The following is a 20388-nucleotide window of genomic DNA, read 5'->3' on the forward strand; positions in this document are numbered from 1 at the left end:
GGTTTAGATGCCGCGCAGTCTCAAGAAGGGGCCCTTCGTCGACGACCACCTGATCAAGAAGGTGGACGCCCAGAACGAAGCAGGCACCAAGAACGTCATCAAGACCTGGTCCCGTCGCTCCATGATCGTGCCGGCCATGCTCGGCCACACGCTCGCGGTGCACAACGGCAAGACCCACATCCCGGTGTTCGTCACCGAGTCGATGGTCGGCCACAAGCTCGGCGAGTTCTCGCCGACGCGCACCTTCCGGGGTCACGTCAAGGACGACCGGAAGTCGAAGCGCCGCTAAACGCGGATCGCATTCAGACACGTAAGTAACTGAGAGGGACAACCATGGAAGCCAGGGCCCAGGCGCGGTACATCCGCGTTACGCCCATGAAGGCCCGCCGCGTGGTGGACCTTATCCGTGGCATGGACGCCACGGAGGCTCAGGCTGTTCTGCGATTCGCTCCGCAGGCAGCCTCAGTGCCCGTCGGCAAGGTGCTCGACAGCGCCATCGCCAACGCCGCGCACAACTACGACCACACCGACGCCGGCAGCCTCGTCATCTCCGAGGCGTATGTCGACGAGGGCCCGACCCTGAAGCGGTTCCGTCCGCGCGCCCAGGGCCGTGCCTACCGGATCCGCAAGCGGACCAGCCACATCACCGTGGTTGTCAGCAGCAAGGAAGGAACCCGGTAATGGGCCAGAAGGTTAACCCGCATGGGTTCCGGCTCGGTGTCACCACGGACTTCAAGTCCCGGTGGTACGCCGACAAGCTGTACAAGGACTACGTCAAGGAAGACGTCGCCATCCGTCGGATGATGACGTCCGGCATGGAGCGCGCCGGTATCTCGAAGGTGGAGATCGAGCGCACCCGTGACCGTGTGCGTGTGGACATCCACACCGCTCGTCCGGGCATCGTCATCGGCCGCCGTGGCGCCGAGGCCGACCGCATCCGCGGTGACCTGGAGAAGCTGACCGGCAAGCAGGTCCAGCTGAACATCCTTGAGGTCAAGAACCCGGAGACGGACGCTCAGCTGGTGGCCCAGGCCGTCGCCGAGCAGCTCTCCTCCCGCGTCTCCTTCCGTCGCGCCATGCGTAAGAGCATGCAGTCGGCGATGAAGGCCGGCGCCAAGGGCATCAAGATCCAGTGCGGTGGCCGCCTCGGCGGCGCCGAGATGTCCCGCTCGGAGTTCTACCGCGAGGGCCGCGTGCCCCTGCACACGCTCCGCGCGAACGTGGACTACGGCTTCTTCGAGGCCAAGACGACCTTCGGCCGCATCGGTGTGAAGGTCTGGATCTACAAGGGCGATGTCAAGAACATCGCCGAGGTCCGCGCCGAGAACGCTGCCGCCCGTGCGGGTAACCGCCCGGCTCGCGGTGGCGGCGGCTCCGACCGCCCGGCCCGTGGTGGCCGTGGTGGCGAGCGGCGCGGTCGCAAGCCGCAGCAGGCTGCCGGCGCCGAGGCCCCCAAGGCCGAGGCTCCCGCGTCCGCTCCGGCTGAGAGCACCGGAACGGAGGCCTGACCGACATGCTGATCCCCCGTAGGGTCAAGCACCGCAAGCAGCACCACCCGAAGCGTCGCGGTGAGGCCAAGGGCGGTACGACGGTCGCGTTCGGCGAGTACGGCATCCAGGCCCTCACGCCGGCGTACGTGACCAACCGCCAGATCGAGGCGGCCCGTATCGCGATGACCCGCCACATCAAGCGTGGCGGCAAGGTCTGGATCAACATCTACCCGGACCGCCCGCTCACGAAGAAGCCTGCCGAGACCCGCATGGGTTCCGGTAAGGGTTCGCCGGAGTGGTGGATCGCGAACGTGCACCCGGGCCGGGTCATGTTCGAGCTGTCCTACCCCAACGAGAAGATCGCCCGTGAGGCCCTCACTCGCGCAGCCCACAAGCTGCCGATGAAGTGCCGGATCGTCAAGCGCGAGGCAGGTGAAGCGTGATGTCGGCCGGTACCAAGGCGTCCGAGCTGCGCGAGCTGGGTGACGAGGAGCTGCTGAACAAGCTCCGCGAAGCCAAGGAAGAGCTGTTCAACCTCCGCTTCCAGGCGGCGACGGGTCAGCTCGAGAACCACGGTCGGCTCAAGGCCGTCCGTAAGGACATCGCGCGGATCTACACCCTGATGCGTGAGCGCGAGCTGGGCATCGAGACGGTGGAGAGCGCCTGATGAGTGAGAGCAACGTGACTGAGCAGACTGCAGAGGCCCGCGGCTTCCGCAAGACCCGTGAGGGTCTCGTCGTCAGCGACAAGATGGACAAGACCGTCGTCGTCGCCGTCGAGGACCGCGTCAAGCACGCGCTGTACGGCAAGGTCATCCGCCGTACCAACAAGCTCAAGGCGCACGACGAGCAGAACGCCGCCGGCGTCGGCGACCGTGTCCTCCTCGCGGAGACCCGGCCGCTGTCCGCCACGAAGCGGTGGCGCATCGTCGAGATCCTCGAGAAGGCCAAGTAATTTCCTGCGAGGCACCCCTCGCAGGACAGTTCCGCCAGGCTCCGACACGGGGTTGTCGTGACAACCCCGTGTCGGGGAACCGGCAGACAAACAGGAGATAGACGTGATCCAGCAGGAGTCGCGACTGCGTGTCGCCGACAACACTGGTGCGAAGGAGATCCTTTGCATCCGTGTGCTCGGTGGCTCCGGTCGCCGCTACGCGGGCATCGGTGACGTCATCGTCGCCACCGTCAAGGACGCGATCCCCGGTGGCAACGTGAAGAAGGGTGACGTCGTCAAGGCGGTCATCGTTCGCACCGTCAAGGAGCGCCGTCGTCCGGACGGCTCGTACATCCGCTTCGACGAGAACGCCGCCGTCATTCTGAAGAACGACGGCGACCCTCGCGGCACCCGTATCTTCGGCCCCGTCGGCCGTGAGCTGCGCGAGAAGAAGTTCATGAAGATCATCTCGCTCGCGCCGGAGGTGCTGTAAGCATGAAGATCAAGAAGGGCGACCTGGTCCAGGTCATCACCGGTAAGGACAAGGGCAAGCAGGGCAAGGTCATCGCGGCCTTCCCCCGCGAGGACCGTGTCCTGGTCGAGGGTGTCAACCGGGTCAAGAAGCACACCAAGGCCGGCCCGACCGCTCGCGGTTCGCAGGCCGGTGGCATCGTCACGACCGAGGCGCCGATCCACGTCTCCAACGTCCAGCTGGTCGTTGAGAAGGACGGCAACAAGGTCGTCACGCGTGTCGGTTACCGCTTCGACGACGAGGGCAACAAGATCCGCGTTGCCAAGCGGACGGGTGAGGACATCTGATGGCTACCACCACGACTCCGCGTCTCAAGACGAAGTACCGCGAGGAGATCGCGGGCAAGCTGCGTGACGAGTTCAAGTACGAGAACGTCATGCAGATCCCCGGCCTCGTCAAGATCGTGGTCAACATGGGTGTGGGCGACGCCGCCCGCGACTCCAAGCTGATCGAGGGCGCCATCCGCGACCTCACCACGATCACCGGTCAGAAGCCGGCCGTCACCAAGGCCCGTAAGTCCATCGCGCAGTTCAAGCTGCGTGAGGGCCAGCCGATCGGTGCTCACGTCACGCTTCGTGGCGACCGCATGTGGGAGTTCCTGGACCGCACCCTGTCGCTCGCGCTGCCGCGCATCCGCGACTTCCGTGGTCTGTCCCCCAAGCAGTTCGACGGCCGTGGCAACTACACCTTCGGTCTCACCGAGCAGGTCATGTTCCACGAGATCGACCAGGACAAGATCGACCGTACCCGGGGCATGGACATCACCGTGGTGACCACGGCGACCAACGACGCTGAGGGCCGCGCGCTCCTTCGTCACCTCGGCTTCCCCTTCAAGGAGGCGTGAGCGAGATGGCGAAGAAGGCTCTGATTGCCAAGGCTGCTCGCAAGCCCAAGTTCGGTGTGCGTGCGTACACCCGCTGCCAGCGCTGCGGCCGTCCGCACTCCGTGTACCGCAAGTTCGGCCTGTGCCGCGTGTGCCTTCGTGAGATGGCTCACCGTGGCGAGCTGCCGGGCGTGACCAAGAGCTCCTGGTAATCCCGCTTTTTAGGGATTCCCGAAGCTCTCGGTAAGCAATGGGCGTGTCAGGCGCCCACCCTTTCATGGCTTAGGCTTGGAGGGTTGGGCGCCTGATGGTCGCCCGTACGACTTACTACGCCGTAGGTCCACCGCACCGCACCCGCCTCGTCTCGGATCGAGGAGAGGGATGGGCACCTGGAAACCCCGGCGAGAGAGGCCGAAGGCCAATTCATGACCATGACTGATCCGATCGCAGACATGCTTACGCGTCTGCGGAACGCGAACTCGGCATACCACGACTCCGTGACGATGCCGGCGTCCAAGATCAAGTCTCACATCGCGGAGATCCTCCAGCAGGAGGGCTTCATCACGGGCTGGAAGGTCGAGGACGCCGAGGTCGGCAAGAACCTCGTTCTCGAGCTGAAGTTCGGCCCGAACCGTGAGCGCTCCATCGCGGGCATCAAGCGGATCTCCAAGCCCGGTCTCCGGGTTTACGCGAAGTCCACCTCCCTGCCGAAGGTGCTGGGCGGCCTCGGCGTGGCGATCATCTCCACGTCGCACGGGCTCCTCACCGACAAGCAGGCCGGCAAGAAGGGCGTAGGCGGAGAAGTCCTCGCCTACGTCTGGTAGCGGAAAGGAATCGGAGGAAACAGCTATGTCGCGTATTGGCAAGCTCCCCATCACGGTTCCCGCCGGCGTGGACGTCACCATCGACGGCCGTACGGTCTCGGTCAAGGGCCCCAAGGGTTCCCTGAGCCACACCGTCGCTGCGCCGATCGACATCGCCAAGGGTGAGGACGGCGTTCTCAACGTCACCCGCCCCAACGACGAGCGTCAGAACAAGGCCCTGCACGGCCTGTCCCGCACGCTGGTGGCGAACATGATCACCGGCGTGACCCAGGGTTACGTGAAGAAGCTCGAGATCAGCGGTGTCGGTTACCGCGTGCAGGCCAAGGGTTCGAACCTCGAGTTCGCTCTCGGCTACAGCCACCCGATCACCGTCGAGGCCCCCGAGGGCATCACCTTCAAGGTGGAGGCCCCCACCCGGTTCTCGGTCGAGGGCATCGACAAGCAGAAGGTCGGCGAGGTTGCGGCCAACATCCGCAAGCTGCGCAAGCCTGACCCGTACAAGGCCAAGGGCGTCAAGTACGAGGGCGAAGTCATCCGCCGCAAGGTCGGAAAGGCGGGTAAGTAAGCCATGGCATACGGACAGAAGATCCTGAAGGGCGACGCCTACAAGCGCGCCGCGATCAAGCGCCGTCACATCCGGATCCGGAAGAACATCTCCGGTACGGCGGAGCGTCCCCGTCTGGTCGTTACCCGCTCCAACCGCCACATCGTGGCCCAGGTGATCGACGACATCAAGGGTCACACCCTGGCGTCGGCGTCCACCCTGGACACCACGGTCCGCGGTGGCGAGGGCGACAAGTCCGCGCAGGCCAAGCAGGTCGGCGCCCTGGTCGCCGAGCGCGCCAAGGCCGCCGGTGTCGAGGCTGTCGTATTCGACCGTGGTGGCAACCAGTACGCCGGGCGCATCGCCGCCCTGGCGGACGCCGCCCGCGAAGCCGGGCTCAAGTTCTGAGCCGCTCGTAGCTAGCGGAAAGAGAGAGGTAATCCCAATGGCTGGACCCCAGCGCCGCGGTGGCGGTGCCGGTGGCGGCGAGCGGCGGGACCGTAAGGGTCGTGACGGTGGCGCAGCCGCCGCCGAGAAGACCGCTTACGTTGAGCGTGTCGTCGCGATCAACCGTGTCGCCAAGGTTGTGAAGGGTGGTCGTCGCTTCAGCTTCACCGCGCTGGTCGTGGTGGGCGACGGTGACGGCACCGTGGGTGTCGGTTACGGCAAGGCCAAGGAGGTGCCGGCCGCCATCGCCAAGGGTGTTGAGGAGGCCAAGAAGCACTTCTTCAAGGTCCCCCGTATCCAGGGCACCATCCCGCACCCGATCACGGGTGAGAAGGCGGCGGGCGTCGTCCTGCTCAAGCCGGCGTCCCCCGGTACCGGCGTTATCGCCGGCGGCCCGGTGCGTGCCGTGCTCGAGTGCGCCGGCGTTCACGACATCCTGTCGAAGTCGCTCGGCTCGTCGAACGCGATCAACATCGTGCACGCGACCGTGGAGGCCCTGAAGGGTCTGCAGCGTCCCGAGGAGATCGCGGCTCGCCGTGGTCTGCCCCTTGAGGACGTCGCTCCCGCGGCTCTGCTGCGTGCGCGTGCCGGGGCTGGTGCTGCGTAATGGCACAGCTCAAGATCACGCAGACGAAGTCGTACATCGGCAGCAAGCAGAACCACCGTGACACCCTGCGTTCCCTTGGTCTCAAGGGCATCAACACGCAGGTCGTCAAGGAGGACCGCCCCGAGTTCCGCGGCATGGTGCACACCGTCCGCCACCTCGTGACGGTCGAGGAGGTCGACTGATCATGGCGGAGAACAACCCGCTCAAGATCCACAACCTCCGTCCCGCCCCGGGCGCCAAGACCGCCAAGACCCGTGTGGGTCGTGGTGAGGCGTCGAAGGGTAAGACGGCCGGTCGTGGTACCAAGGGTACGAAGGCCCGTTACCAGGTTCCGGAGCGCTTCGAGGGTGGCCAGATGCCCCTCCACATGCGTCTTCCGAAGCTGAAGGGCTTCAAGAACCCGTTCAAGACCGAGTTCCAGGTCGTGAACCTCGACAAGCTGGCCGCGCTCTACCCCGAGGGTGGCGAGGTCACGGTCGAGGGTCTGGTGGCCAAGGGTGCCGTTCGCAAGAACAGCCTCGTCAAGGTCCTCGGCCAGGGTGAGATCTCCGTGGCGCTGCAGGTGACGGTCGACGCCGTCTCCGGCTCCGCCAAGGAGAAGATCACCGCCGCCGGCGGCACGGTCACCGAGCTCGTCTGAGCACGATGACGTAAAGCAGTACCCACCGGGGATACCTCACAACGGGGTATCCCCGGTTGGTCGTTCCACGGGGGGCGGTGTCGCCGGTAAGGTGGCCTGCACTGCTTTCTCTCATATTCGTCGAACCTCAAGACCGTCACCCTTGACGCAGTAGCGCGGGGGTCGCAGGAGGCACCGTGCTCACCGCGTTCGCCCGGGCGTTCAGGACGCCCGACCTGCGCAAGAAGCTGCTCTTCACGCTCGCCATCATCGTGGTGTACCGCGTGGGTACCCACATTCCGATCCCTGGCGTCGACTACAAGTCCGTCCAGGAGTGTGTGAACCAGGCGTCCGGCAACCAGGGACTCTTCGGTCTGGTCAACATGTTCAGCGGTGGCGCGCTGCTGCAGATCACCATCTTCGCGCTCGGCATCATGCCGTACATCACGGCGAGCATCATTCTCCAGCTGCTCACCGTGGTCATCCCGCGTCTCGAAGCCCTCAAGAAGGAGGGACAGGCCGGTACGGCGAAGATCACGCAGTACACCCGTTACCTCACGGTGGCGCTGGCCATCCTGCAGGGCACCGGCCTGGTGGCCACCGCCCGCAGTGGCGCGCTCTTCTCCGGCTGCACCGTCGCGTCGAGCATCGTCCCGGACCGCGCGATCTTCACCACGATCGTCATGGTCATCACGATGACCGCCGGTACGGCCGTCGTCATGTGGCTCGGTGAGCTCATCACCGACCGCGGCATCGGCAACGGCATGTCGATCCTGATGTTCATCTCGATCGCCGCCACCTTCCCGTCCGCGCTGTGGGCCATCAAGAAGTCGGGCACCCTGGCCGACGGCTGGATCGAGTTCGGCACCGTCATCGCGGTCGGCCTGGTCATGGTCGGTCTGGTGGTCTTCGTCGAGCAGGCCCAGCGCCGCATTCCGGTGCAGTACGCGAAGCGCATGATCGGCCGCCGTTCCTACGGCGGTACGTCGACGTACATCCCGCTGAAGGTCAACCAGGCCGGTGTGATTCCCGTCATCTTCGCGTCGTCGCTGCTCTACATCCCGGCTCTGGTCGCGCAGTTCTCCAGCGGCAACTCCGGCTGGAAGACCTGGATCGAGGCCAACCTCGTCAAGGGCGACCACCCGATTTACATCAGCATGTACTTCTTGCTGATCGTTTTCTTTGCGTTCTTCTACGTGGCGATCTCCTTCAACCCCGAGGAAGTCGCCGACAACATGAAGAAGTATGGTGGCTTCATCCCGGGCATCCGGGCTGGCCGACCGACCGCTGAGTACCTCAGCTACGTACTCAACCGGATCACCTGGCCGGGTTCGCTGTACTTGGGTCTGATCGCTCTTGTGCCAACGATGGCGTTGGTCGGCTTCGGGGCAAGCCAGAACTTCCCGTTCGGCGGGACCAGCATCCTGATCATCGTGGGTGTGGGTCTTGAGACGGTGAAGCAGATCGAGAGCCAGCTCCAGCAGCGCAATTACGAAGGGTTCCTCCGCTGATGCGTATCGTCCTCGTCGGGCCGCCGGGTGCCGGCAAGGGAACGCAGGCCGCGTTCCTGGCCAAGAACCTGTCGATCCCGCACATCTCCACGGGCGACCTGTTCCGCGCCAACATCAGCCGGCAGACGGATCTCGGCAAACTCGCGAAGTCCTACATGGACGCGGGCAACCTGGTTCCGGACGAGGTCACCATCGGCATGGCCAAGGACCGCATGGAGCAGCCCGACGCCGAGAACGGCTTCCTGCTGGACGGCTTCCCGCGGAACGTCTCGCAGGCCGAGTCGCTCGACGAGATGCTGCAGACCGAGGGCATGAAGCTGGACGCGGTGCTGGACCTCGAAGTCCCCGAGGAGGAGGTCGTCAAGCGCATCGCCGGCCGCCGTATCTGCCGCAACGACTCGGCGCACGTCTTCCATGTGTCGTACAAGGCGCCGAAGCAGGACGGCGTCTGTGACATCTGCGGCGGCGAGCTGTACCAGCGCGACGACGACTCCGAGGAGACGGTCCGCAAGCGGCTGGAGGTCTACCACACCCAGACCGAGCCGATCATCGACTACTACAAGGCCCAGGGCCTGGTGGTCACGATCTCGGCGCTCGGCAAGGTGGAGGACGTCACCGCCCGCGCCATGGAGGCGCTCAAGCGCGAGGACCACGCCGCCTAGCGGCTTCTCTCCGATCACGTCAGCCGCGGTTCCCTTCCGAGGGGGCCGCGGCTGCCGTGTGGGTGCACGTATCGTTGAAGGCGCCTTGTCGAAGGCGTCCGTCCCCTGCCAGGTTTCCCCGGTTCCAGAAAGGCCCTCGCCGCATGGTGCAGATCAAGACCCCCGAGCAGATCGCCAAGATGCGCGAGGCGGGGCTGGTCGTCGCCGCCATCCACGCGGCGACCCGCGAGGCCGCGGTGCCGGGGGCCACGACCAGGGATCTCGACCAGGTCGCGCGCAAGGTCCTCGCGGAACACAACGCCAAGCCGAACTTCCTGGGGTACGGCGGTTTCCCGGCGACGATCTGCACCTCCGTGAACGAGGTCGTCGTCCACGGCATCCCGTCCGACGAGGTCGTCCTCAAGGACGGGGACATCATCTCCATCGACTGCGGCGCGATCATCGACGGCTGGCACGGCGACGCGGCCTACACGGCGTTCGTGGGCTCGGGGCACGCTCCGGAGCTGGTCGAGCTCTCCCGGGTGACCGAGGAGTCCATGTGGGCCGGCATCGCGGCGATGAAGCAGGGGCAACGGCTGGTCGATGTCTCGCGGGCCATCGAGACGTACATCCGGCGACAGCCGAAGCCCGGGGGCGGGCGGTACGGGATCATCGAGGACTACGGCGGTCACGGCATCGGCACCGAGATGCACATGGACCCGCACCTGCTGAACTACGTGGACCGGCGTCGGGGGAAGGGGCCGAAGCTGGTCACCGGGTTCTGCCTGGCGATCGAGCCGATGGTGTCCCTGGGCACGCCCAAGACGGAGGTCCTGTCGGACGACTGGACCGTCATCACCACGGACGGTACGTGGTCGTCCCACTGGGAGCACTCGGTGGCGCTGACCGAGGCCGGGCCCCTGGTGCTCACGGCTCCGGACGGTGGTAAGGCGAAGCTGGCGGAGCACGGGGTGGTCGCGGCTCCGGATCCGTTGGCCTAGGACGTGTGCCGTCCGCGGGCGGTCCGTGGCTGGTCGCGCCGCTCCCCGCGCCCCTGCCGGGGCGCTTAAGGATCACTGTGTCGGGGAAGCTATCTCCGATTCGTCTTTCTCAGTGTGCTGACGTAGACTGACTCGTCGACTCTCGTGCGCCCGCATGTCTTCATGCGCTGGCGGGAGTCGATCAAGGTAGTCGATTCGAAGGGCGAAGCGTGGCCAAGAAGCAAGGTGCCATCGAGATCGAGGGCACTGTCGTCGAGTCTCTTCCGAACGCCATGTTCAAGGTCGAGCTCCAGAACGGCCACCAGGTCCTGGCACACATCAGCGGCAAGATGCGTATGCACTACATCCGCATCCTCCCTGACGACCGGGTCGTGGTGGAGTTGTCTCCGTACGACCTGACCCGTGGCCGGATCGTCTACCGGTACAAGTAGATCCCTCTGACTCGGAGAACCTCGATCCCATGAAGGTCAAGCCGAGCGTCAAGAAGATCTGCGACAAGTGCAGGGTGATCCGCCGTCACGGTCGGGTCATGGTCATCTGCGAGAACCCGCGCCACAAGCAGCGCCAGGGCTGACCGCAAACAGGCCTCACCCTCTGCATTCGCAGAAACTTCGCGCGACGCGAGCTGAATATGCAAATACGCGGAACCCGGACACCTGGTGTCCGACACCCTCGGTTCGGAGGCCGAGGACCCAGTTCGTACCTGGTACGGCGGCTGGGAATCGGTTCTGCGTCAGACCTCCGAAGATCACCAGGAGCCATTGAATGGCACGCGTTTCCGGTGTTGACATCCCGCGCGAAAAGCGCGTGGAGGTCGCCCTGACCTACGTGTTCGGTATTGGTCGGACCCTGTCCCAGCTGACGCTGGCCGAGACCGGCATCGACCCGAACACCCGCGTTCGCGACCTCTCCGAGGAGCAGCTCGTCGCGATTCGTGAGTACGTCGACAACAACATCAAGACCGAGGGTGACCTCCGTCGCGAGATCCAGGCCGACATCCGCCGCAAGGTCGAGATCGGCTGCTACCAGGGTCTGCGCCACCGCCGTGGTCTGCCCGTCCGTGGTCAGCGCACCAGCACGAACGCTCGTACCCGCAAGGGCCCGCGTCGCGCCATCGCCGGCAAGAAGAAGCCGGGCAAGAAGTAGTCCGCAGCGGACACGCCGTCCAGCGGTCTTCGCTGTAGGACCGACCACCTCCCCGTAGGAGAAGTAGATGCCCCCCAAGGGTCGTCAGGGCGCTGCCAAGAAGGTGCGCCGCAAGGAAAAGAAGAACGTCGCTCACGGGCACGCCCACATCAAGAGCACGTTCAACAACACGATCGTCTCGATCACGGACCCCTCGGGCAACGTGATCTCCTGGGCCTCCGCCGGCCACGTCGGCTTCAAGGGCTCGCGCAAGTCCACCCCCTTCGCCGCGCAGATGGCCGCCGAGTCGGCCGCCCGCCGCGCGCAGGAGCACGGCATGCGCAAGGTGGACGTGTTCGTCAAGGGCCCGGGTTCGGGTCGTGAGACCGCCATCCGTTCGCTTCAGGCGACCGGTCTTGAGGTCGGCTCCATCCAGGACGTCACGCCCACTCCGCACAACGGCTGCCGCCCGCCCAAGCGTCGTCGCGTCTGACGCACCGGCTCAGGGCGGCTCGGCTTTCGGCTGGGGGCGTGGGGGTTGTCCCCCACAATGTCGCAGCACGGCTGCCGCCCGCCCAAGCGCCGTCGCGTCTGATTTTTGACGCAGGCCGCTTGGTCTGAGGTTTTCGGGCGGTACGACTCTCTTGAGTCGTATCGCCCGTACCCTTGTTACACATCAGGGCGTCAAATAGCGGGCGCCCCTGACAGAAGGATCGCAACATGCTGATCGCTCAGCGTCCCTCGTTGACCGAAGAGGTCGTCGACGAGTTCCGCTCCCGGTTCGTGATCGAGCCGCTGGAGCCGGGCTTCGGTTACACCCTCGGCAACAGCCTCCGTCGTACGCTCCTGTCGTCGATCCCCGGTGCGGCTGTCACCAGCATCCGGATCGACGGTGTCCTGCACGAGTTCACCACCGTGCCGGGCGTCAAGGAGGACGTCACCGACCTGATCCTCAACATCAAGCAGCTGGTCGTCTCCTCGGAGCACGACGAGCCGGTCGTGATGTACCTGCGCAAGCAGGGCCCGGGTCTGGTCACCGCCGCCGACATCGCGCCCCCGGCCGGTGTCGAGGTGCACAACCCCGACCTCGTCCTCGCCACGCTCAACGGCAAGGGCAAGCTGGAGATGGAGCTCACGGTCGAGCGTGGCCGCGGTTACGTCTCCGCCGTGCAGAACAAGCAGGTGGGCCAGGAGATCGGCCGTATCCCGGTCGACTCCATCTACTCGCCGGTTCTCAAGGTCACGTACAAGGTCGAGGCCACGCGTGTCGAGCAGCGCACCGACTTCGACAAGCTGATCGTCGACGTCGAGACCAAGCAGGCCATGCGTCCGCGTGACGCCATGGCGTCGGCCGGTAAGACCCTGGTCGAGCTGTTCGGTCTGGCCCGCGAGCTCAACATCGACGCCGAGGGCATCGACATGGGCCCGTCCCCCACGGACGCCGCCCTCGCCGCTGATCTCGCCCTGCCGATCGAGGAGCTGGAGCTCACCGTTCGGTCGTACAACTGCCTCAAGCGTGAGGGCATCCACTCCGTGGGTGAGCTCGTCGCCCGCTCCGAGGCCGACCTCCTCGACATTCGCAACTTCGGTGCGAAGTCCATCGACGAGGTCAAGGCGAAGCTGGCCGGCATGGGCCTGGCCCTGAAGGACAGCCCGCCCGGATTCGACCCGACCGCCGCCGCCGACGCCTTCGGCGCCGACGACGACGCGGACGCGGGTTTCGTGGAGACCGAGCAGTACTGATCGGTTGTTGCCGGTGAGCATCCGCTCGCCGGGTTCCTGACCCCGGTACCTGATACGGCCGGGGCAGATACCAAGGAGAAAGAAATGCCGAAGCCCACCAAGGGTGCCCGTCTGGGCGGCAGCGCCGCGCACGAGAAGCTGCTCCTCGCGAACCTCGCGAAGTCGCTCTTCGAGCACGGCCGTATCACCACCACCGAGGCGAAGGCGCGCAAGCTGCGTCCGTACGCCGAGCGTCTGGTCACCAAGGCGAAGAAGGGCGACCTTCACAACCGTCGTCAGGTGCTCCAGGTGATCACGGACAAGAGCGTCGTCCACACGCTCTTCACCGAGATCGGCCCGCGCTACGAGAACCGTCCCGGTGGTTACACCCGTATCACCAAGATCGGTAACCGTCGTGGTGACAACGCGCCCATGGCCGTCATCGAGCTGGTCGAGGCGCTGACGGTCGCGCAGCAGGCGACGGGCGAGGCCGAGGCCGCCACCAAGCGTGCGGTCAAGGAGTCCGAGGAGGCCAAGGTCGAGGAGACCAAGGCCGACGAGGTCGTCGAGGACGCGGCTCCGGCTGAAGAGTCCAAGGACGCCTGACGTTTCCGCGTGACGATGAGCCCGCTCCCTTCGGGGGGCGGGCTCATTCGCGTTGTGCGAGTGGCGGAAAGAGAGGGCAACCCCACAGCGGACCCACAGGTCATCCATACGCGTCACCGATCCGGTGCGCCTGATGTCCGAGTTACGGGGGTCCCATGACTACTCTCGCCGCCGTGCGGCGCAGCATCTCCGCGTTCGCGCTGGCCGCCCTGGTTGCCGGCGCGCTCGCCGGTCCCGCCCAGGCCCAGGAGGATCCGCTGCCGGTGTCCGTCACCGGGCCCGACAGCGTGAACCTCTCGCTGCAACCGGAGTCCGGTGAGCCGGGTGAGCCTGGTGAGCCGCAGATCGAGCTCGGGCTCCGGGCGCCCGGTGAGGCCGTACCGGACGACGACGGAGTCATCTATCCGATCCACCAGGGCGAGTACACGGTCACGGTGGACGCGAGCTCCCTGGCCGGTGTCGCCGCCGTGGACTTCTCCCGCCTCGGCGGTTGGCAGGGCTGCTCCGTCGAGGGGCTGGTCGCGACCTGCAGCGACTACGAGATCTACGCCGGGCAGGACTACAACGACCTGGGCGGAATCCGCCTCGACGTGACCGACGAGAGCGCCGCGGGCGACTTCGGGACCATCGAGGTCACGGCCGCGGGCGAGGGGCTGGCCTTCACCGGGCACACGGTGGACGTGCTGGTCGGCGGCCCCGAGCTGCGGATGAAGCAGCTGACCGAGCCTGAGGGCTTCCAGGCCGGCGACACCTTCCAGGCGCCGCTGAGCTTCCGTGACGTCGGTGGCCTGGGCGGCAAGGGCGTCGTGCTGCGGGTCTCCGGCACCCGGGGCCTCTCCCTGCCCAGCAGCTTCGGCAACTGCTGGTACGACCCGCGTGACCCGGACGACCTGCGCGGGTGGTCCACGGCACTGTGCGTCTTCGACAGCGAGTTCGCGGCGGGGGCGGCCTACGGGCTGAGCGCTCCCTTCCCGATCGGGACGGCCGGCTTCGCGCTCTACGACTCGATGTCCTACTCCTTCAGCGCGGTGCCCGCCGACCAGGTGGCGGACCTGCTGGCCGAGGGCGACTACCAGGCGGGTACCGGTCCTGAGCTGGGGCTGGTGCGGCTGCCGGACGCCGATCCGGCGGGCTACACGCAGTACGCGGAGATGGACTTCCCGACGAAGAACACCTTCGACCTCGATCTGACCGGCGAGCGGCTGCGGGCCCGCAAGGGGCAGACGGTGTCGGTGGACGTCGGCTTCGCCAACCACGGCCCCGCCTGGCTGGCCCTGCTCCGCTCCGGCGGCGAGCCGATCTCGTTCTGGGTGGACCTCCCTCCGGGCACGACGGTCACCACGGCTCCCGAGGGCTGCCGGGTCGCCGACTGGGAGGGCGCCGAGGGCGACTACCTCTGCTCCATCGACACACCGATCCTGGAGGACGCCTCCCTGACCTTCACCTTCGGCCTGCGCGTCGACGAGGTCATCAAGAACGCCACCGGCCGGGCGTTCTTCGCGTACGCGATGCCGAACGAGGGCAATCCGGCGAACGACTCCGGCGAGATCGTCCTGAACCCGAGGGGTTGGCACTGATCGACGGCAGTGCGGGCCCGCCCCTCGGGGCGGGCCCGTTCCGCGTTCCTGAGAGGATCGGGGAGTGAGCGACGAAGTACAGCCCGGTTACGTCCGTGTCCGCCTCGACCTCTCCTACGACGGAACTGAGTTCTCCGGATGGGCCAAGCAGGCCGGGGGACGGCGGACCGTGCAGGGCGAGATCGAGGCCGCGCTGCGGACGGTGACGCGGTCGAAGGACGTGACGTACGAGCTGACCGTGGCCGGGCGCACCGATGCCGGGGTGCATGCGCGGGGGCAGGTGGCGCACGTGGATCTGCCCGAGGGGCTGTGGGGGGAGCATCGGGAGAAGCTGCTGAAGCGGCTGGCGGGGCGGTTGCCGAGGGATGTGCGGGTGTGGTCCTTGCAGGAGGCTCCGGCTGGGTTCAATGCGCGGTTCGCCGCTCTGTGGCGGCGGTACATCTACCGGGTGGGGGACCGGCCCGGTGGCGTGGATCCGCTGCTGCGCAACCATGTGCTCTGGCACGACTGGGAGTTGGACGTCGCCGCCATGGACGCCGCCGCCAAGTCCCTAGTCGGGGAGCACGACTTCGCTGCGTACGCGAAGAAGCGTGAGGGAGCGACGACGATCCGCGAGATCCTCGACTTCGGGGTGCGGCGGCGGGCGGACGGGGTCGTGGAGATCGAGGTCCGGGCCGATGCCTTCTGCCACAACCAGGTGCGGTCCATGGTCGGCGCGCTGCTGTTCGTGGGGGACGGGCACCGAGGGGTGGAGTGGCCGCGGAAGGTGCTGGACGCGGGTGTCCGGGACAGTGCCGTCCATGTCGTACGGCCGCACGGGCTGACCTTGGAGGAGGTGGGCTATCCGGCGGACGAGTTGCTGGCGGCACGTAACAAGGTGGCTCGGAACAGGCGGTCGCTGCCGGCGGCCGGGAGCTGAACCGGCTGCCGGCGGAGGACCGGAGAGCGCGGCCCCGCCCTGGGTGTTATCCGAGGGCGGGGCCGTTCAGCCTGGTCGCAGTCGTGCTCACTGCCTGACGGTGAAGTACTGCCAGGCCCCCCAGGTGCTGAGGTTGGTGTTGTCCCTACTGCTGTGGATGTACTCCGCGGCGATGCGGAACTTGCTGTTGACGGACCTGGTGAGAGCCATCTTGTGGCGGCCGGCGCTGGTGGAACTGAGGGCTGAGCAGGGAGTGGTGGTCTGCGTGTGCCAGGCGCCGCTGTAGTACCGCTGCACTCGGAACTTGATGCACTGACCGGCCTTGTTGGGTGTGACGGTGGCGTCGAGTTGCTCCTTGGCGGTGTGGTGGTACACCCGGTAGAGAGTGCTGCCGTAGTGCGTGCTCGTGTAGTAACCGGACAGCTTCTCCGAGATCCGCACGGAGGCGTGCACACTTCGGGCGGCGGTCTTCGGGGCGTACCGGTAGTCGCCGGTGAACACCGCGCTGAACGTGGTGTTGCGGGTGAGCTTGTAGGACCCCGTCAGGTTGCCGTGGGAGTCGACCGTGCCCGACTTCACGAGGACCGACGTGCCGCCGTACGGCTTGGCGTAGATCGCCACCGTACGGCTGTTGTACGTCGTACCGAGGTGAGCGGTGATCTTCGCGGACTGGCCATAGGCGTACGTCGAGTGGTCGGTGGTGATGGTCACGGATGCCGAGGCCCGGGACACCTGAGTGGTGGCGGTGCTGCTGCCCGGCTTGTGTGAGACGTCGCCGCCGTAGGCCACCTTGTAGGTGTTTGCACCGCCGATCTGCGGGGTGTCCGCGAACGTGAACGAACCGTTCGCGGCGACCTTCGCGTCGGCGAGTGCGATGCCGGACGGGTGTGCGAGGTCGGTCTTCGTCACCTTGACGACCCCACTGGTGGTGAAGGGCGAGCCGGAGAGCGTGCCGGACACGGTCAGCTTCTGCGCGCGGGTGGCCGTGGCCGGGGCCGTCACAGTGACCGAGGTGGCCAGCTTGGACACCTGGACGAGGCTCGCGGCGTCGGCCGTCTCGTGTGTGTCGTCCCCCGCGTAGCTTGCGGCGTAGGTGTAAGTGCCCTCTGCCGGCGGGGTGTCGCTGAAGGTGAAGGAGCCGTCCGCCTCCGTCGTCACATCGCGCAGTGCTGTTCCGTTCCGCGTGATGTGCGCGACCTGACCTGCGGGAAGCGCGACGGACGAGGTCAAGGTGCCGTCAACGGTCAACTGCCGACCAGGCACACTCGTGCTCGGGGCGGTGAGATGGAGCGAGGTCGTCGCCTTCGGCTCCGTTACCGGGCGCGCCGCCTCGCTGACGACCGGGCCGCTCACCGTCTGCAGGTCGGCGCTGTCGCCGGTGGCACCGGAGAAGGCCAGGAGCGCGGTGGACGTCAACGTCGGTGTCGCGTCCATCACCTGCGCCCCGTCGATCCAGACGTACAGATGGCCGGCGGCCACCTGGATGTCGACCTGATGCGTGCCTTGGCGCAGGGAGGTGCTGAGTGGGACCACCGACTGGTAGTCGATCACCGACGAGTCGGCCGAACTGCGGCCGACGCCCACGAAGTTCTGTGCCTTGAGCGTGTCGTTCCAGCCGGTGGCGAGCGCGATCACCGTGCCCGGCCGTCCCGCGATGCCGAGGCTGTCACCGGTCCCGCCCAGTGCCGAGGCGGAGTTCTGGGCCGGGTCGAGCAGGGTGAGCGTCATGCCCTTCCCGCCGCTGCCGGGGCCGAACTTCGTGGTGAACGTGGCCCGCAGACCCTCGGTGCGCAGGGGCTCGGTGTACACCGCCGTGCCCGCCTGATTGCTGGTGGCCGGGGTCAGCTGGACCCCGCCGCCGTCAGCCGGCACCGCCGAGCCGTTGGTCTGCCACCGCCCATCGTCGGCCGAGGTGGTGGTGGCGCTGCCGGTACCGGTGCCCTTGACCGGGACGTACATGGCGCCCTGGCTGTTGCCGTTCTCGTCGGTCCCGGTACCAGTGACCTCGTAGAAGGCGCTCAGATCCGCAGCCGAGCGCGGAGTGAACGTCACGCTCTGCACGGCGGTCTGCTCAGGACCGATGATCAGGCCCTCCGACAGCTGCACCGGGCTGTTGAAGTCACCCGTCGGCGCCTTGGCCTTCGTCACCGTCACCGGGATGTTGCCGGTGTTGGTGATGGTGAACGACAGCGACCTGGAGCTGCCGATCGGGACCTGGCCGAAGTCCAGGGAACTCGTGGAGAACTCCAGGTGCCCCTGCCCCGTGATGGCCGTCGCGCTGACCGGCACGCTCAGCGTGTGCGTGTCGCCGCCGCCGCTGCTGCTGACCACGAGCGCGTCGCTGTCGACCTGGTCGCCGGTCGGCGTGTAGGTGACCGAGAGCACGAACGATCCACCGGCCGGTACGACCGTCCCCGCGCTCGGCAACCCCGAGGTGGAGAAGGCGCCGTCGGGCGAGTCGACCGAGTCGATGGTCTCCGGTTCGGTACCCGTGTTGGTGATCTGGAGGTTCAGTGTCGAAGCGCTGCCGGTGGGGACTTCTCCGAAGTCCAGGGCGGCGGGTGCCGCCCCGAGGCCGGGCCTGGTGCCGACGCCGTGGAGGGCGAAGACCAGCTTCTGGCCGTCCGACAGGTTCGCGGTCAGCGTGCCGTTGATGCCGCCGGTGGCGGTGGGGGCGAAGCTGATCGGTACGTCCAGGGTGGCGTCTGCCGCCAGCGCCGTGGGCTGCTCGGGGGTGGGTACGGCGGACGGGTCGACCGAGAACGCGCCGGAGGCCTTGAGCCCGGTGATGCTGACGTCCTGCGTGGCGGTCACCTTCATGTCGGCCGAACCACTGCTGCCCACACCGACCTGGCCGAAGTCCAGCGAGGCCGCGGTCAGAGCCGTCCTGGCCGGGCTGCCGAAGCCGTAGAGCACACCGTCCCGGGTGCCTACGTACACCTTGCCGCGCTCGGCGGTCGGTGTGCCGAACTTCGTCGCGGTGCCGATCGGTGCCGACCACAGCAACTGGAGATGGCCGTTGCCGTCGGGGGTGGGGCTGTAGGCGCGCAGGGTGCCGTCGGCCCCGGAGGCATTGCTCGCGGAGGTCATCCATACCAGGGCACTTGACTCGTCCGTGCCGTCGGACGTGACCAGGGGAGAGCCGCTGGTGTAGCCGAAGGTGTCCTGGCTCTGGCCTGTGAGGGTGAGCGCGGGCGTACCGCCGTTGCGCACGCCGTACTTGAGCGCGCGCAGCGGGCCCTGGTTGCCGACGACGTAGACATAGCCACCGTCGCCGCCCCAGAACGCGGGGTGTCCCCACATGCCCTGGTAGGGGCCGGACACGCTGACCGCGGCGTCGCCGCCCTGGGGGCCCTGGCCCATTCCGCCGAGGTTGTCGCGGTCGAGCAGGAACACCCGCCCGTCCTTGCCCTGCTGGACCAGCAGATGGGGGTGCTCGGCGGTACCGAAGCCGTCCGGCAGCGCCATCGGGGCGCCCGAGGAGATGTCCTGGTCGGTCAGGTCCAGGGTCGCGGCGTCGCTGGGGCTGAAGAAGTCCGCGGTGCTGAGGCTGTTGTCCGCGTCGACCTGGAGGCGTACGACGGACTCGGCGAGGGTGCCCTGAACGGTCTTGCCGGGCCCGGGCGCCGGGCTGATGCCGTTGCCGGTGCTGAAGAAGATCCGGCCGGACCCGTCCGAGACCAGTCCGCCGCCGGACTGCCAGATGCCGGCGCCGCCCGTGCTGGCACCGGTCACCGAGGCCCACATCGAGGTGATGCTGTGTCCGGTGGTGCTCACGCCGACCACATAGCCGCGGTACGGCCACGCGTCACAGTGGCCGCCGAAGCCCGCGTAGACGACGCCGTCCATCAGCAGCAGGCCGGGGCGCTGCTGTTCGTAGTAGGCGTCGAACTCGTTGCCCGGGTCGTTGACGGGGCTTCCGGCGATGGTGACCGGCCACCCGGCGCGCTCGGCTCCGGAGGCCGGGTCCACCGCGTGCATCAGCCACTTCGGGTGGCGGTGCGTGGAGGTGCCGTCGTCGACCTTGGTGGTGAAGTAGAGGGAGTCGGTGGCGGAGTCGTAGACGGGGGTCGCGGTCGCGCCCACGTTGGGCACCAGGTCACCGCAGCCGATCGCCGAGGCCGGCCACGCGGGGCCGTAGTTCTCGCTCCACTCGATCTCACCGGTCGTGCGGTCGAGGCCGTACAGGGTGTTGCTCTCGGTGACCGCGATCACCTGGTCGCCCAGTACCAACGGCTGGGCGTATATCTGCCCGTCCAGTTTGGTGGCGAAGAGTCGGCCGAAGGCGGACGACTGGACGACCGCCGGGGAGAGCCCTGCCTCGTTCTGGTCCCAGTTGGTGCGCAGGTTGTCGACGCCCTGGGTGGTCTGGTCGGCCTGGGCCGAGGATGCCACGAGGCTGATCGTCGTGCCGATCAGTGCCGCAGTGGCCACGGCCGCGATGGAAAGCAGCCACGTGCGCCGCCG

At 67.0% G+C, this 20388-nt stretch carries 28 protein-coding genes; 27 read left to right on the top strand and 1 reads right to left on the bottom strand.

The genetic code is table 11. The features are described from left to right. Positions 1-7: 7 nt before the first annotated feature. The 27 genes from rpsS (at position 8) to truA (ending at position 15921) form a co-directional block, all read left to right on the top strand. Positions 8-289 carry a 30S ribosomal protein S19 gene (rpsS, locus tag ACI2L1_RS14885; protein ID WP_003992359.1) on the top strand — a complete coding sequence of 94 codons (282 nt, stop codon included), beginning with the start codon at positions 8-10 and terminating at the stop codon, positions 287-289. A gap of 44 nt (positions 290-333) precedes the next feature. Continuing rightward, a complete protein-coding gene (rplV, locus tag ACI2L1_RS14890; protein ID WP_006604878.1) occupies positions 334-681 on the top strand; it encodes a 50S ribosomal protein L22 in 348 nt (115 codons plus the stop codon). Next, on the top strand, positions 681-1508 hold the full coding sequence (rpsC, locus tag ACI2L1_RS14895) for a 30S ribosomal protein S3 (protein ID WP_404739738.1): 828 nt from the start codon (positions 681-683) through the stop codon (positions 1506-1508). The genes rplV and rpsC overlap by 1 nt, the downstream gene beginning before the upstream one ends. A 5-nt stretch (positions 1509-1513) precedes the next feature. Beyond that, on the top strand, positions 1514-1933 hold the full coding sequence (gene rplP, locus ACI2L1_RS14900) for a 50S ribosomal protein L16 (RefSeq protein ID WP_030788270.1): 420 nt from the start codon (positions 1514-1516) through the stop codon (positions 1931-1933). Further along, complete coding sequence (rpmC, locus tag ACI2L1_RS14905; protein ID WP_005481220.1) at positions 1933-2157, top strand: 50S ribosomal protein L29; 225 nt, start codon at positions 1933-1935, stop codon at positions 2155-2157. Before rplP ends, rpmC begins: the two co-directional genes overlap by 1 nt. Then, positions 2157-2444 carry a 30S ribosomal protein S17 gene (gene rpsQ / locus ACI2L1_RS14910; protein WP_046263523.1) on the top strand — a complete coding sequence of 96 codons (288 nt, stop codon included), beginning with the start codon at positions 2157-2159 and terminating at the stop codon, positions 2442-2444. Before rpmC ends, rpsQ begins: the two co-directional genes overlap by 1 nt. A 103-nt stretch (positions 2445-2547) precedes the next feature. Continuing rightward, on the top strand, positions 2548-2916 hold the full coding sequence (rplN, locus tag ACI2L1_RS14915) for a 50S ribosomal protein L14 (RefSeq protein WP_003998823.1): 369 nt from the start codon (positions 2548-2550) through the stop codon (positions 2914-2916). 2 nt (positions 2917-2918) lie between these two features. Further along, positions 2919-3242, top strand: coding sequence for a 50S ribosomal protein L24 (gene rplX / locus ACI2L1_RS14920; protein ID WP_003992365.1), 324 nt, complete (start codon positions 2919-2921; stop codon positions 3240-3242). Continuing rightward, complete coding sequence (gene rplE / locus ACI2L1_RS14925; protein ID WP_020135807.1) at positions 3242-3799, top strand: 50S ribosomal protein L5; 558 nt, start codon at positions 3242-3244, stop codon at positions 3797-3799. Before rplX ends, rplE begins: the two co-directional genes overlap by 1 nt. 5 nt (positions 3800-3804) lie before the next feature. Further along, positions 3805-3990, top strand: coding sequence for a type Z 30S ribosomal protein S14 (locus tag ACI2L1_RS14930; protein ID WP_003956452.1), 186 nt, complete (start codon positions 3805-3807; stop codon positions 3988-3990). Between the two features lie 213 nt (positions 3991-4203). Beyond that, complete coding sequence (gene rpsH, locus ACI2L1_RS14935) at positions 4204-4602, top strand: 30S ribosomal protein S8 (protein ID WP_013001411.1); 399 nt, start codon at positions 4204-4206, stop codon at positions 4600-4602. A 25-nt stretch (positions 4603-4627) separates the two neighbouring features. Next, positions 4628-5167, top strand: coding sequence for a 50S ribosomal protein L6 (rplF, locus tag ACI2L1_RS14940; RefSeq protein ID WP_020118535.1), 540 nt, complete (start codon positions 4628-4630; stop codon positions 5165-5167). A gap of 3 nt (positions 5168-5170) precedes the next feature. Then, complete coding sequence (gene rplR / locus ACI2L1_RS14945) at positions 5171-5554, top strand: 50S ribosomal protein L18 (RefSeq protein ID WP_007384077.1); 384 nt, start codon at positions 5171-5173, stop codon at positions 5552-5554. A gap of 37 nt (positions 5555-5591) precedes the next feature. After that, entirely contained in the window at positions 5592-6200 is a 609-nt protein-coding gene (gene rpsE / locus ACI2L1_RS14950; RefSeq protein WP_013001409.1) for a 30S ribosomal protein S5, read from the top strand. Next, a complete protein-coding gene (rpmD, locus tag ACI2L1_RS14955) occupies positions 6200-6382 on the top strand; it encodes a 50S ribosomal protein L30 (protein WP_005481207.1) in 183 nt (60 codons plus the stop codon). Before rpsE ends, rpmD begins: the two co-directional genes overlap by 1 nt. A gap of 2 nt (positions 6383-6384) precedes the next feature. After that, positions 6385-6840, top strand: coding sequence for a 50S ribosomal protein L15 (gene rplO / locus ACI2L1_RS14960; protein WP_003974249.1), 456 nt, complete (start codon positions 6385-6387; stop codon positions 6838-6840). A 176-nt stretch (positions 6841-7016) separates the two neighbouring features. Continuing rightward, entirely contained in the window at positions 7017-8330 is a 1314-nt protein-coding gene (gene secY / locus ACI2L1_RS14965; protein WP_404739739.1) for a preprotein translocase subunit SecY, read from the top strand. Further along, the gene (locus ACI2L1_RS14970; RefSeq protein ID WP_404739740.1) at positions 8330-8992 is read left to right on the top strand and encodes an adenylate kinase; all 663 of its coding nucleotides are present in this window, start codon (positions 8330-8332) and stop codon (positions 8990-8992) included. Before secY ends, ACI2L1_RS14970 begins: the two co-directional genes overlap by 1 nt. 143 nt (positions 8993-9135) lie before the next feature. Further along, positions 9136-9972 (top strand): type I methionyl aminopeptidase, encoded by an 837-nt coding sequence (gene map / locus ACI2L1_RS14975; protein WP_404739741.1) that lies wholly within the window; start codon positions 9136-9138, stop codon positions 9970-9972. A gap of 209 nt (positions 9973-10181) precedes the next feature. Then, positions 10182-10403 (top strand): translation initiation factor IF-1, encoded by a 222-nt coding sequence (gene infA, locus ACI2L1_RS14980; protein ID WP_003948620.1) that lies wholly within the window; start codon positions 10182-10184, stop codon positions 10401-10403. Positions 10404-10432: 29 nt separating this feature from the next. Then, on the top strand, positions 10433-10546 hold the full coding sequence (gene rpmJ, locus ACI2L1_RS14985) for a 50S ribosomal protein L36 (protein WP_003998809.1): 114 nt from the start codon (positions 10433-10435) through the stop codon (positions 10544-10546). Between the two features lie 191 nt (positions 10547-10737). Further along, entirely contained in the window at positions 10738-11118 is a 381-nt protein-coding gene (gene rpsM, locus ACI2L1_RS14990; protein ID WP_037680379.1) for a 30S ribosomal protein S13, read from the top strand. A gap of 67 nt (positions 11119-11185) precedes the next feature. Then, positions 11186-11590, top strand: coding sequence for a 30S ribosomal protein S11 (gene rpsK / locus ACI2L1_RS14995; protein ID WP_003956432.1), 405 nt, complete (start codon positions 11186-11188; stop codon positions 11588-11590). 227 nt (positions 11591-11817) lie between these two features. Further along, positions 11818-12840, top strand: coding sequence for a DNA-directed RNA polymerase subunit alpha (locus tag ACI2L1_RS15000; protein ID WP_003966937.1), 1023 nt, complete (start codon positions 11818-11820; stop codon positions 12838-12840). Between the two features lie 84 nt (positions 12841-12924). After that, entirely contained in the window at positions 12925-13425 is a 501-nt protein-coding gene (gene rplQ / locus ACI2L1_RS15005; protein ID WP_404739742.1) for a 50S ribosomal protein L17, read from the top strand. 155 nt (positions 13426-13580) lie between these two features. Continuing rightward, entirely contained in the window at positions 13581-15002 is a 1422-nt protein-coding gene (locus ACI2L1_RS15010) for a hypothetical protein (RefSeq protein WP_404739743.1), read from the top strand. A gap of 64 nt (positions 15003-15066) precedes the next feature. Further along, positions 15067-15921, top strand: a complete 855-nt coding sequence (gene truA, locus ACI2L1_RS15015; protein ID WP_404739744.1) for a tRNA pseudouridine(38-40) synthase TruA — start codon at positions 15067-15069, stop codon at positions 15919-15921. Positions 15922-16008: 87 nt separating this feature from the next. Here the strand turns inward: truA and ACI2L1_RS15020 are convergent, their stop codons facing one another. Further along, positions 16009-20355: a choice-of-anchor D domain-containing protein gene (locus ACI2L1_RS15020; protein ID WP_404739745.1), complete on the bottom strand. Its 4347-nt coding sequence runs from the start codon at positions 20353-20355 to the stop codon at positions 16009-16011. Positions 20356-20388 lie beyond the last annotated feature (33 nt).

It is taken from the genome of Streptomyces sp. NPDC019531 (assembly GCF_044903305.1).
Classification (GTDB): domain Bacteria; phylum Actinomycetota; class Actinomycetes; order Streptomycetales; family Streptomycetaceae; genus Streptomyces.